Genomic DNA, 11,582 nt, shown 5'->3' on the forward strand with positions numbered 1-11,582 from the left:
CTGGCGCCTACCCTACACCAGCTATCGGCGTGGCTGAACACTCAAGGTGTGAGCGCGCGTATGTAACCCTGGCAGGCGCGCAGGGCGATCAGTCCGGCGTCACCGGCATCGGTGATGGCGATAATTCGTCGAGCATGCGCCGGGTCAAGTCGGGCGCGTGGGGCGCCATGATCCAGGCTGCCGGCGCCGGGGGCGGCAGGCAGGTCGGGGGTGGCGTCGCGGTCGAGAAGGACCGACAACCGCAGATCAGCAGTAGCCAGCCGATCACGCAAGCGTGCCTGAGCCTGTTGTGCATCGAGAAGCTCCTGATAATGGGTGTTGTCGTTCAAATCCAGCTGGCGCTCCAGCACATGGCGTTGCTGGCGTTCGCCCTTCAGCTCGGCGGCAGCACGCTCGGCCAGTTGCTGGCGTTCGAATGCCCAGGCCTGTTGCTGCTGCGCCAGCTGGCGGCCCAGGCGCCAGCCCTGGACCTGCCAGGTCAATGCGCAGGCCAGCACCACCAGGCTCAGCAGCACGCCGGCGTGCAAGCGGTTCAACACAGCACCTCGCGGGCGCGGGCCCAGAGTTTGAGGCGATCCTCCAGGCCATTGAGGCCACCGTTGATATGCCGCGTGATGCGGTTGAACTCACCGCGGTCGGCCAGCGCGTTAAGCCCGCGCGAGTGCCAGAACCAGGCAGCCGACTCGGCGGCCCAACGCGGTTGCTCGAGCAACTGCGGCAACTCCAGCAGACGCTCGTCGCCAAACAGCGCCATGCTGCAGGCGCGGTAGTTGTTGCGCCCTGTAACCTGGATCAGCCCCCGGCCGCAGTACCGCTGACCGTCGCCGTCCGCCTCCGGCGTGTTGCCCAGGCGCAGGGCCAGGGCGCCGGTGTCGTAACGGGACAGGTAGCGATCGCTGCCCAGCTCCTTCACGTAACGCAGGTGGCCCGACTCGTGGCCGATCTGCGCGAGGAAGGCAGCAATGCGCCGGGGGTTGTCGATTTCCCAACGGGCCATGGCAGTGTTCAGGGCGGGTACAAAAATGCCGGCATTGGCGCCGGCACCGGGAAGAATCTGCATCAAGTTCTGCTGAGTGATGACCATCATCATTCTCCAAAATGCATAGGGGTTTAGGCCTGTCCGGCCTTGAGCGAACGACCGGCATTACCCGGCCCGCCCTTGGCCCTGGCCTTGCCTTGCTTGCCGCCATTGCACTCGACCGTGGTGCTCCACCCGGACGCGCTGAACACCTGCTCGATCGACTCGATCAGGTACTCGCCATCGAGGCCGGGCTTGAAGCCCTGGGCATCGAGGGTGCGTTCGACGAACAGGTCGGTGCGGCCCGGCATTTCCAGGCGCAGGCTGGCGGTGCTGCGGTTGAGCGCCGCCAGGCGGGCCTTGGCGGCCTGCTCGGCAGCGCTACGGTTGGGGTACAGGTGGCGGTCGGTGTGCACAGGCGACAGGCCGTCGGGCGCGTCGTCGTTGGGCAGGTCGACCACGCTCTGCTGGCCGCTCTTGCTGTCCAGATGACGGGTTTGCACGGCCTTGTGGGTGCCTTTGTCGGTCATGCGAAACTGCCAGCTGCGCACGTCGCCACGGCTGATTCTGACGTTACCAAGGGCCTTGCCGCTGGCGCTCTTGCCGGCCTGGCGCGGCATCACCAGCAGCGCGCCGTTCGCTACCTTGGCGGTGCAGTCGAACAGGCGCCCCAGACGGGTGATGAAGTTGAAGTCCGACTCGTTGAACTGGTCAATGCGCGGTATGCGCAGCGTCACCGGGCACGCTGGCTGCCAGCCATTGCGCGCGGCGATGTCGCGCACGATCTGCTGCAGGGTGACGTTCTCCCAGCTGCCGCTGCGGGTGGTCTTGCCGCTGCCGCGCATGTCGCTGGCCTTGCCTCGGATCACGATGCTGTCAGGCGGCCCGGACAGCTCCACCTCATCCACGGCGTAGCGCCCCAGGCGGGTCAATGCCTGGCCGGCGTAGCCCAGATGCACCTCGATGAAGGCACCGCGTGCCGGCAATGCCACCTCGCCGTCGCGATCGTCGATACGCAGTTCGAACTCGTCCGAGTCCATGCCCGGCTTGTCGGTGGTACGCAGCGACAGCAGGCGATCATTGATCAGCGCGGTGATGTCCTTGCCATCGGCCACGATGCGAAACACAGGTTGCATGGTTGCTGCTCCAGAAGGGCCTGCCCGCGCACGCAGCGCTGGCAGGCAGGGGGGCGCGCCAGCTCAGTCCCATAACTGCACCAGGGCCTGGCGGGCGGGCGTCAACGCGGGCAGCCTGATGAGCACCCCGGCACCAAACGGCTGCGCCTGGTCGGCCAGGCCCTGGTTGGCATCGAGTACCGCTTCGACGCTGCCGTTGAGGTGCCCGTAGTAGTGCTGGCAGAGGCTGTCGAGCAGATCGCCGTCAGAGGTTCTGCAGATCGTCGCCATAGCTCACGAACTCCAATGAAAAGCCTTGTTTGCGAGGAATGCCGCCAGCCACCAGGCTGCTCTGGTCCTCCTCGATGCTGGTCAGGCACCAGTTGCCCAGTACCTCGCCGTAGCCGGTGGTCAGGCTCAGTGGCTGCAATTGCCGACCGATGCTGCGCAGCGCCTGCAACTGGCCGAGCCCGCTTTTGGCACCGGGAAAGATCGTGCCCTTGAGGGTGATGCGCTCTTCGCCCAGCCCCACCGCCTGCTGCGCCGGGTGGCGGCTCAGGCGCTCCTGGCCCGCCCAGCGAAAGCCGCTCTGGCGACGCAGTTCATCGAAGGTCGCGGTGTCGAGGTTGAAGTAGTAAGGCTGCGCCTGCGCCTGCAACGACTGCAGAATGAGCAGGTGCGGGAACGGCTTGACCACCTCGGCTGCCGGCGTGACCGACGGCGCGAAACTGCCGGTGGGCAGCAACGTGCCCAGCGGCGGGCTGATGCGACCCGCCACCTTGTTGATGGCTGCGGCAGCCTTGGCCGCCTTCTGCTCGAAGATGACGATGCGCTCCTGCACCAGCGCGACCTTGGCCACGGCGCGGCTGTAACGGCCCAGCACCTTGTCGACGCCCCGCTGCGCCCGGTTGATGGCGCGCATCGTGCGTTGCAGCCTGGCGCCGATCAGCGGCCCGACGTAGGGGATGTCCTCGAGCGCGGCAGCGGCTTCGGCGATATCGCTGATGGCGCCGGTCATGGGCTCCAGCATCTCGTCGGCACTGCGCCGGCCCGCCTCCCCCGCTGCGATCAGCGCCCGCAGGGCCGAGTGCAACTGGTCCATGTAGGTCATGGCAGCTCCTTATACAAATGTGGGGTCGGCCAGTTGCCGCATCGAAGCCTGACGGGTCAGTTCGAGGAACTGACGTCGAATGATGGGCTCGATGTTCATCGCCAACTGGTCCGGGTCGGTGACACTGCCCTGCACGGTGATGGGCATGTTCGGGGCGAAGGTGATCTGTTGGGCAATCGGCTGCGGCGCAGGGCTGATCGAAGGTGGCGCAGGCGGCAACGACAGAATTGTCATGGGCTCGCCAGCGCCGGGATTCATCGAACGAGCGACATCGCCCAGCGACTTGGACAAGTGAGTGGGTTCGCCAGCAGGAGGCTTGGCAGCATCGTCGTCTGCAAACCACTTCTTGGCTAACGAGGAGCCCCACTCGCTGAACACAATACCCCCGATTACCGAACCGATCGCAGGACCGATGACAGGAACGAAAGCGCCCAGTGCAGCCCCGGCCAGTGCGCCACCAAAACCGCCCACTGCCCCACCATATCCCTCGGCCTTCTGCTCGGTGGTTTCTGCAGTGAGGAAGGTCTTGCCGAACTTGTAGATGGCCTCGACGGCTGCGGGCGCTCGAGCGGCCTTGATCGCCGGAACAGCCTTGCCGAGGTAACCTTTGATGCTTTCCCAGCGCCCAACCGGAGCAGATGAAGGTCGGCGCCTGGAGGGGCTGTTCTTTCTTCCCCCTCTACCCCTTCTCGAAGTTATCGCGCCGCAGCAAAAGTCCTGGGCATTGACGACAAACACGCGTTGCGGCGCCCTTGCGCCTTTGGGAGCGTCGCCACCCAGCACGCCAGCCTTCCGTAGCCCTGCCCTGAAATCACTGGCAACAGCGATGATACCTATGGGCTGCGGCCCCTTTGCCGGGGGCCCGGTATCATCGCTCCCCGCCATCCTACTGCTGAGCGGGTCGGATACTCGACCCGCCGCAGGTGTCCCATCGGTTGGCAGAGATGCAGGCGCTGCAGTCTCCAGTGAAGCAGCCGCAGCTGCCCCTGCGGGTGCCTGCGGTGCCGCTTGCGATCTGATGTTTACGGATACCCTGGCGGGCTTCGATTGCGAAAGCCGGCGCGCAACATCGGCGACCTGGAAACTGATCACCTGCAAGTGCCCGTCGATGCTCTTCAACAATGTCAGCCTGTGCCGGGAGCCCTGTGTTTCAGCAGCCTGTACGGCGCCCCCGGTCTTTGCTTGAGTTCTCGCGCCTGGTGGGTCACCAGGAGCGCTGTCGAGCATCCCGTTGCCCAGCGTCTCGAGCCCGAGCGGGTACAGGTCGCCCTTGCCTTCGCTGCTCAATTGCCTGAGTTGCCGGATCCGCGCCTCAAGCAGCTTGAATGATGCGCCGATCGTCGAACTGACCGAGGCGCCGATAACCAGTTTCAACGCTAACGCGTTTGCCATACGGTCCCCCTGTGCGTGCAAAACCGGCTCACTCCGTGAGCCACCAGACCATGTCGTTGAACGACATGGTCATGATCTCGGTGGCAGAAAAATTCAGCTCACGGGCAAGCCGCCTGGCGGCCACCTTCTGAAGGGAGGGGTCAAAGCTCGTCGTCTTGCACCAGGCGAAAATAGCCCGCCTGCAGGCGGCCATAGTCCTTGAGCGCGAGGCCCTCCAGGTCCTTGATGCCCACCTCGGCGAGGGAGGCGAACAGGTTCAGCTCACGCTGCTCGTCGTCGCCGCTGCCGGCCGACTGAGCCGCACGAATGTCGCGTACCGTAGGCGAGCGCAACGACAGGCTGTCGACCTTGATGCCATTGGCTTCGCTCGGCCGGGTCAGCGCCACCACCACGCCGTCGGCGCTCAGCTTCATCCAGCTGGGGATCTTTGCTTGGGTCATGAGAAGTCCTTACAGGCCCAGGGCCGAACGTTGTGCCGCGAGCTGGTCGACGCCGTCGATCACGCGCTTCATGCCGATGGGGTCGATCTCGTAGATCAGGCGTCCGCCGACTTCCAGCTTGTAGTAGGTGACGGCGACGGTGTGCTTGACCTCGGCCTTGTCACCGGCCTTCCAATCGCCCATGTCGACTTCCTTGAGCGCGCCGCGCAGGGTCACGATCACCGGGGTGACAGCGCCCTTGAGGCCCTTGAAGGCACCGCGGAAGGTGCCGTTGAACGCAGAACCATCGGCCAGGCCGAAGAACTTCAGCGACTCACGGCGCACGCCGGTAGTGGTGAAGCCGGCTTCCTGCTTCTCCATGCCCATGTCCATCTCGATGGGCATGTCCATGCCGCCCACCCGGTGCTCTTCCATTTTCAGGGTGAGCTTGGGCAGGGTCAGGCTGGTGACATCGCCCTGGAAGCTGGTGCCATCGACGAACAGGTTCAGGTTCGCCAGGGTTTCGGGAATCATTGCCATTGCTAGTGCTCCTTAAGCTGCGTTATCGAGAACTTCGGTCAGCCACTGGTTGGTGACCTCGACGCGGAAGTTGGGGTTTTCGGCCGGTGGTACGTCGGTGAAGCGGATGTTCCAGTACACCTTGCCCTGCTCCAGCTGGCTGGCACTGTTGAGTTCCGGGTCGGCGAACACTTCGAAGTTGATGATCGCGCCCTGGGCCTTGAGGTCGCGCATGAACGCCTGCAGGCCTTCGGTCACGTCCTTGACGTAGGTGGCGGTGATCGAGCGGTCGACTGCCCATTTGTGCCCGTAGAGAATCGCGTCCATCACGATGTCCATGGTGCGCACGCGGGTAACGAAGGCCCACTTCGGGTCGCTGCTCAGGGTGCGGTTGCCCCACAGGCGATAGCCGTCATCGCGGATGATGGTGGTGATGTTGGCGTTGTTGAGCAGGTTGGCGCGGCAGGTCTCGTCGCCATCGAGGAACTCGATGGGGCGGGTGGTGCCGGTGATGCCGACGAACTCCTTGTTCGAGGGCGAGGCCCAGAAGCCGTACTCGTTGTCGGTCCAGGCGAACAGGCCGGCGACCCAGGCCGAGGCCGCTGCATCGACGGTGGCGCTGGTGGTGGTGTCCCAGTACTGCACGCCCGGGTCGACCAGGAAGGCGCGCTTGGCGCCGAAGTTTTCGGCGTAGGCCAGGGCGGCCTCGTCGGTGGTGGCCGGGCCGTCGATGATGGCCAGGCCGCGCAGCTTGTCGGCCAGGGCCACCAGGGCGGTGGCGACGGCTTGTGTTGCGCTGTGCTTTGGAGTGACCAGCAGGCGCGGCTGGGCGTTGAAACGGCTCTTGCCGTCGAGCAGCGCTTGCAGGCCGGTACGCTTGCCGTCGGCCAGCACGCTGCCGATGATGGCCGAGGTCTGCTCGGCGGCGTCGGCCACCTTGGCCACGCCGCAGGCGACGATGACCGCCTTGGCGCGCTGGTAGATGGCCTGGCAGGCACGGGTGATGGCCGCGTCGGCGCCGAAGGCGGCGATGGCTTCACGCTCGCTGGTGATCAGCACCAGGTCGTTGAACTTGGCGCTGGCGGTCGGGCCTTCGGTGAAGGTGTCCACCAGGCCGATGATCGAGGACGACGGCAACGCGATGGTGCGTGCGCCGGTGTCGACGTTGGTGACGGTGACGCCGTGAAAGAAACCACTCATGGGTAAACTCCGGGTATGAAAAAGGCCCTGCAATGCAGGGCCTTGTAAGGTTGGATCGGCAACTATCGGGGCGAACCGCCCGTTGCAGGTACAGGTGCGGTGGCCAAAATCAGGCGAGGAAGTCCCAGGTCAGCGAGATCGCGGCGACAGAGTTGTTCGAGACGGTCCACAGCCCGTAGCCAGCAGGGATAAGCAGTGGGTAGGGTTGGGTGTACTGCCAGTTGTTGCTACTGGCTACTCCGCCCATGATAGCGTGCACCGTCATGTCACCCAGACGAGCAGGTGCCTTGGGACCGCTGTACAGGTTGATGATGCCGCCGCCGGTGCAAATGGTGGCGGTGCGCAGATAGACGCCTTCCTTGTTTTCTTCCGGGCTGAAGACTTGAGTCACCGTGGTCGGGTGAGCGTTGAAGAAATGCTTGCCTACTTTTACTGGTTCCATGATTTGTTACCTATCGAGTCGAATGCTGGGTAGCGGAACATTCCGCGTTCATGTCGCTCACAGGCGATGGTTCGAGGCTCGTGGCCTTCATATGATTCAACGTTCCGCAGCGGGAACATTTGATCTGGAGTTCTGTGAACTCGCCCATACGGGCAAGCAGTCGTTTGCATCTGCCGCATCTGCAATCTTTCAACATCTGCAAAGCCTTGTGATTTTCTGCTGAAGGGTCTTGAAGAATGAAAAAGCCCCGACAGTGCGGGGCTTCAGGGGGTGATGCTCTCCAACCAGAGCGGCGGTACCGGCCGGTGCTCAGAAACTGGGAACAGCTCCGACTGGGGCCAGTCGCGCAGGGCCTGGCGGTACTGCAGCAGATCGGCGAACTGCCCCGCCTGCAGCGTCGTGGTCAACTGCATGTCTTGTTCGTCGCGGTGTCGATTTACCAGCCATTCAGTACCGCTAACCTGGGCATCCCGCCATTCACGCTCAGCGGCGATCCGGTCGCCCTCGGGCGCAGGCTCAAAGCCCTTGTCTCCCAGCCGGAAACCCGGAACAACATCGGCCGCGCACGGCAGCCAATTAAGTGCGGGATGGAACCGGCCAACCGGGTCAATTGGGGTCACCTCGATAACCTTGTCGCCTACAACCAATGCCCACATATCACGCCACCTCGATCAGCACTTCACCCGGTGCACCCGCGCCAGAGCCCCGTGCGCCTGACGTTCCTGCACCACCTACACCACCACCACCAGGGCCGACGCCGGGATCACCGACTTGCCAATTGAAAGCCTTACTGCACCCGCCATGGCCGCCACCGTGTCCAAGAGAGGACGCCGTGCCACAACCAGACGCTGATACCGGGTACACGATTTGACCTGTTGTGCTGCCGGTAATCCCGCCACTGGGCGATGAACCACCGCTGCCGCCGGTCGAGCTGATCAGCTCACCGAACGACGAAGCCCCGCCAGCCCCACCGGCAAGCGAGGCGCCGGCAGGACGGGCAGCACCGCCGGCCCCGACGGTAACGGTTACCGATACGACGCCGCTCAGATCCAGCACCGATGAGCCCATGCCACCCCCGCCGCCACCACCACCGGCTACGCCATTACCTTCTACGTGCCCGCCGCCACCACCGCCGGCGGTCACCTTCACCCGAGCCCGGCGACGCCCCGAACGAAACAGTGGCGGCACCGTGTAAGTAAAAATTCCAGGGGTCGAGTACTTCGTGATCACCGTTTCGATACTTGGCGGCAACTGGGCCTGCCCAACACACCACCATCGGCCTACCGAATCGTTACGCAGGCAGAGGTAATCCCCGGCAAACAGCAGCTCGGTGGAGGCCTGGCCGGAGGTCGATCCCGTGGTATCGAGCAAAATCTTGTCCGTGCCACTGGCCGCAATTACCAGGGCGTTGGTCGTCAGGTCGACACGGCGCAGGATCACGTCCATCACACCCAGGGCGGGGGTAACCGCCGGCAAAGTAATCGTGCGCGTGCCAGCACTGGCATCGAGCAGCACCAGCCCCCGGTGCGAGCTGGTCAAGGTCTTGTCGATGCTGAAGCTGTACACACCAGCAGACCCGGCCTTCTGCTCCAGAAGAGCATCGATCTGCGCCATCGTGTACGCATCGGTGATGTCGTAGCCGGCCAATGTGGTTGGATTGGTCGCGGCAATGACACGGCCGTAGGCATCCACCTTGACGCTGCGATAGGTACCGGCGGCGACCCCGCTGCGCCCGAAGGCCATTTCGAAGGCCAGCGCAGTGACGCCCAGGGTAATGGGTGCATCCGTGGTCAGTTGCCAGGCGCTGTCACCGTTGGCCGCGCCCCGCTCCACCAGCACCAGCAGGCCGGGCGTGACCTTGGCGCTGCTGTCCGCATCCGGGCAACGTGTCCACGCTCCACTGGCAACCAGATACAGGCCGTTGTCCTTGGCAGCGGCCTGATTCTTCACCAGCACGCGCGCGCCCGCCTGTAGCGCAACACCATCCATCGTCTGCAACCCGCTCAAGGTGACCGCGGCGGTGGTCGCAGCCAGCACCGAGTGCTTGAAGTCGCGCTTGGCCAGTTCCTCGGTCACGAACTCGCGGGTCGCCAGCACTACACCCGGATCGATCTTGAGTTGCACATTGCTGGCGCTGCTGACCACCAGGTTCATGCGCACCACCTGGGTACGGCCCGAGCCCTGGTTGAGCAGCGGCTTGTAGGTAGGCGCACAGTTGGCCACCGCCACCAGGTCGCCGTCGGCGTCGTACAGCCCCACCTCGCGAATCCAGCGACCACCGATCTCGGCCGGAATCACCTGCTCGGCGACGATGACCGCACTGTCCTTTTCGTCGACCTTGAGCTGGTTCAGCGGCGCCCGCCGCCACTCGTTGAGCAGGCTGGTCCAGCTCGCGTCGGGCATTGGCAGCGGCGGGTTGTCCAGCCCTGCCGGACTGGCGTCACCGACGGCCATGTGTGTGATTTTCCAAGGAATGCCCAGGGCATCCGCATTGGCCTGTTTCGCGGCCCCCACCTTGGTCAGGATCGCGTAGAACTGGGAGTTCTGATCAACCATTAGTAAATGTCCAGATAGTCAATGGTGTGTTCTCGCCCACCACGCCCGATGGCCCCCATGACCGTGAGGTCGGCCGGCGCAGGCGGGTAGATGTCAAGTTCGTCGCCGTCTTGCAGCGCGGCGCCGAGGTAAAGCGACCCGGCGGTTTCCAGGCTGATGACCAGGCCGCTCAGGTGTCGGCTGACGGGCCTGGCGTCGTCGATCAGCCAGGTCAGTTCCTGGTACGTCTGTTCGCTGATCCCCGCCTCGGACACGCCGATCTTCAGCGCGAACGTGCCGGGCACCGCCGGGGGCGTGGCCTTGAACCACTCGATCACTTCGATCAAATAACCAAACGGCTCCACCACGCGGCGCAATGCGCCGATCGTGCCCTTGTGGGCATGCACGTAGAACGAGGAGCGAATCACCGAGCGCTTGATCGCCTCAGGCCAGGTGTCGTCCCAACGGTCCACCGACCAGGCCCAGGCCAGCTGGTACAACAGGTTCGCCGGGCAGGTATCGGGGTTGTACAGGGTGCGCAGGGTGACCTTGAGGTCTTCGCTGGAGGCCGCCTCGACGGCCCGTTCCAGCGGCGTGCTGTTGAGCGGCAGGAGGCTGTGCATGTCAGCCCCCCCGCGTCAGTTCGAACCCGGTGCACCAGGCCGCCTGCGCCTTGCTCGGTCGGATGTCGGTCCAGTTGCGCAGCTCCACCCGGCTCACACCGGCGATGTGCAGTTGCGCATCGATGGCCGAGCGCGAGACCTCCACGCCAAGACGTCGTCGGGGGTTGACCCAGGCCTGCAGGCGCCGCTGGCACTCGGCCAGGGTCGCTTCGTTCTCCGGCCCCGTCCCGGCCATGTAGAGCACGGCATCGATGCGATAAGGAATCACCTCGGCACTGCGCACTTCCAGGCGGTCCGCCACCGGGCGTACATCGTCGTCGTTGAGGTAGGCGGCCACTTCGGCCAGCAACTGCGCACTGGCGATGCCGTTCTCCTCCAGGCTCAGCACCGTCACCTCCACCACTGCCGGTGACGGGCTTTCTGCAGAGGCATCGGCCACCTGCCCCGAGGCATTGCGTGCATGCAGGATGTAGCTGTTGCGCGGGCCGGCGGTGGTCAGGCCCTCGTACACCAGTTGCACCCGCTCGCGCAGTGCATCGTCTTCCTCAAGCACTTCGAGGGTCGGTGGCACACTGTTCGCGTCTTCGGCCTGTACCACCAGCCGCTTGAGCTGCACGTTGGCTGCCAGCTGGTCCAGGTCGCTGCCCTGGGCATAGGCCAGCAGCAGCGCCTTGGCGGCATCGTTGAGCCGCGCCCGATTGAGCAGCTTGCGGTACGCGCCCACCTCCAGCAGTTTGGTCACCGGGTCGCTTTCCAGCAGCGCGTCCCAGTTCTCGCCCATGTGCGACCGAAAGGCCGCCAGGTCATCCTGGAAGATGTCCTCGAAGTCGAGGTCTTCCAGCACCTGCGGCGCGGGCAGCGCCGACAGTTCCACGTTGCTCATGCCGTTATCTCCAGCAGTTGGCTGTCACCCAGGTACTGCCCGCTCAGCTGCAGGCTGATCTGCCCGCCCACTACCGCCACCACGCGCACCCGCTGCAATTTCAGGCGTGGTTCCCAGCGGGTCAGGGCGCGGGCGACCTCGGCCTGCACCGCACTCTTCCAGCCCTCGTTGACTGGCAGGTCGACGAAACGGCGCAGCTTGCTGCCGTAGTCGGGGCGCATGCGCCGGCTGCCCAGCGGGGTGGTGAGGATGTCTTCGATGGACTGGCGCAGGTGCCCGATGCCGGACAGCGTCTGCCCGCCGTGGCGGCTCATGCCGATCATCG

The 11,582-nt window shown here is 64.7% G+C and carries 16 protein-coding genes; all 16 read right to left on the bottom strand.

Annotated elements, in window-relative coordinates; translation table 11 throughout:
- Positions 1–41: 41 nt before the first annotated feature.
- The 16 genes from FW760_RS11800 to FW760_RS11875 all read right to left on the bottom strand — a co-directional run bounded on the left by FW760_RS11800 (position 42) and on the right by FW760_RS11875 (position 11,580).
- Positions 42–536: a lysis system i-spanin subunit Rz gene (locus FW760_RS11800; protein WP_116053089.1), complete on the bottom strand. Its 495-nt coding sequence runs from the start codon at positions 534–536 to the stop codon at positions 42–44.
- Positions 533–1,084 (bottom strand): glycoside hydrolase family 19 protein, encoded by a 552-nt coding sequence (locus tag FW760_RS11805; protein WP_054914982.1) that lies wholly within the window; start codon positions 1,082–1,084, stop codon positions 533–535. The genes FW760_RS11800 and FW760_RS11805 overlap by 4 nt, the downstream gene beginning before the upstream one ends.
- A 26-nt stretch (positions 1,085–1,110) precedes the next feature.
- Positions 1,111–2,154, bottom strand: a complete 1,044-nt coding sequence (locus tag FW760_RS11810) for a phage late control D family protein (RefSeq protein ID WP_116053086.1) — start codon at positions 2,152–2,154, stop codon at positions 1,111–1,113.
- A 63-nt stretch (positions 2,155–2,217) separates the two neighbouring features.
- The gene (locus FW760_RS11815) at positions 2,218–2,424 is read right to left on the bottom strand and encodes a tail protein X (protein ID WP_078480052.1); all 207 of its coding nucleotides are present in this window, start codon (positions 2,422–2,424) and stop codon (positions 2,218–2,220) included.
- Positions 2,399–3,244, bottom strand: coding sequence for a phage tail protein (locus FW760_RS11820; protein ID WP_116053083.1), 846 nt, complete (start codon positions 3,242–3,244; stop codon positions 2,399–2,401). The genes FW760_RS11815 and FW760_RS11820 overlap by 26 nt, the downstream gene beginning before the upstream one ends.
- 9 nt (positions 3,245–3,253) lie before the next feature.
- On the bottom strand, positions 3,254–4,636 hold the full coding sequence (locus tag FW760_RS11825) for a hypothetical protein (protein WP_116053081.1): 1,383 nt from the start codon (positions 4,634–4,636) through the stop codon (positions 3,254–3,256).
- A gap of 140 nt (positions 4,637–4,776) precedes the next feature.
- A complete protein-coding gene (locus tag FW760_RS11830; RefSeq protein WP_043864277.1) occupies positions 4,777–5,076 on the bottom strand; it encodes a phage tail assembly protein in 300 nt (99 codons plus the stop codon).
- A 9-nt stretch (positions 5,077–5,085) separates the two neighbouring features.
- Positions 5,086–5,595, bottom strand: coding sequence for a phage major tail tube protein (locus tag FW760_RS11835; protein ID WP_043864278.1), 510 nt, complete (start codon positions 5,593–5,595; stop codon positions 5,086–5,088).
- Between the two features lie 12 nt (positions 5,596–5,607).
- Entirely contained in the window at positions 5,608–6,774 is a 1,167-nt protein-coding gene (locus FW760_RS11840) for a phage tail sheath subtilisin-like domain-containing protein (protein WP_043864279.1), read from the bottom strand.
- Positions 6,775–6,883: 109 nt separating this feature from the next.
- On the bottom strand, positions 6,884–7,216 hold the full coding sequence (locus tag FW760_RS11845; protein WP_088514470.1) for a hypothetical protein: 333 nt from the start codon (positions 7,214–7,216) through the stop codon (positions 6,884–6,886).
- A gap of 10 nt (positions 7,217–7,226) precedes the next feature.
- Entirely contained in the window at positions 7,227–7,418 is a 192-nt protein-coding gene (locus FW760_RS11850) for a Com family DNA-binding transcriptional regulator (protein ID WP_411269346.1), read from the bottom strand.
- 61 nt (positions 7,419–7,479) lie between these two features.
- Positions 7,480–7,872 carry a phage tail assembly chaperone gene (locus tag FW760_RS11855; protein WP_082405719.1) on the bottom strand — a complete coding sequence of 131 codons (393 nt, stop codon included), beginning with the start codon at positions 7,870–7,872 and terminating at the stop codon, positions 7,480–7,482.
- 1 nt (position 7,873) lies between these two features.
- A complete protein-coding gene (locus FW760_RS11860; RefSeq protein ID WP_353229224.1) occupies positions 7,874–9,772 on the bottom strand; it encodes a phage tail protein in 1,899 nt (632 codons plus the stop codon).
- Positions 9,772–10,374 carry a phage tail protein I gene (locus tag FW760_RS11865; protein ID WP_054914988.1) on the bottom strand — a complete coding sequence of 201 codons (603 nt, stop codon included), beginning with the start codon at positions 10,372–10,374 and terminating at the stop codon, positions 9,772–9,774. Before FW760_RS11865 ends, FW760_RS11860 begins: the two co-directional genes overlap by 1 nt.
- A 1-nt stretch (position 10,375) precedes the next feature.
- Entirely contained in the window at positions 10,376–11,257 is an 882-nt protein-coding gene (locus tag FW760_RS11870; protein ID WP_116053076.1) for a baseplate assembly protein, read from the bottom strand.
- Positions 11,254–11,580: a GPW/gp25 family protein gene (locus tag FW760_RS11875; protein WP_043864285.1), complete on the bottom strand. Its 327-nt coding sequence runs from the start codon at positions 11,578–11,580 to the stop codon at positions 11,254–11,256. Before FW760_RS11875 ends, FW760_RS11870 begins: the two co-directional genes overlap by 4 nt.
- Between the last annotated feature and the right edge of the window lie 2 nt (positions 11,581–11,582).

The sequence above is a fragment of the Pseudomonas sp. 1176_21 genome, assembly GCF_052850635.1.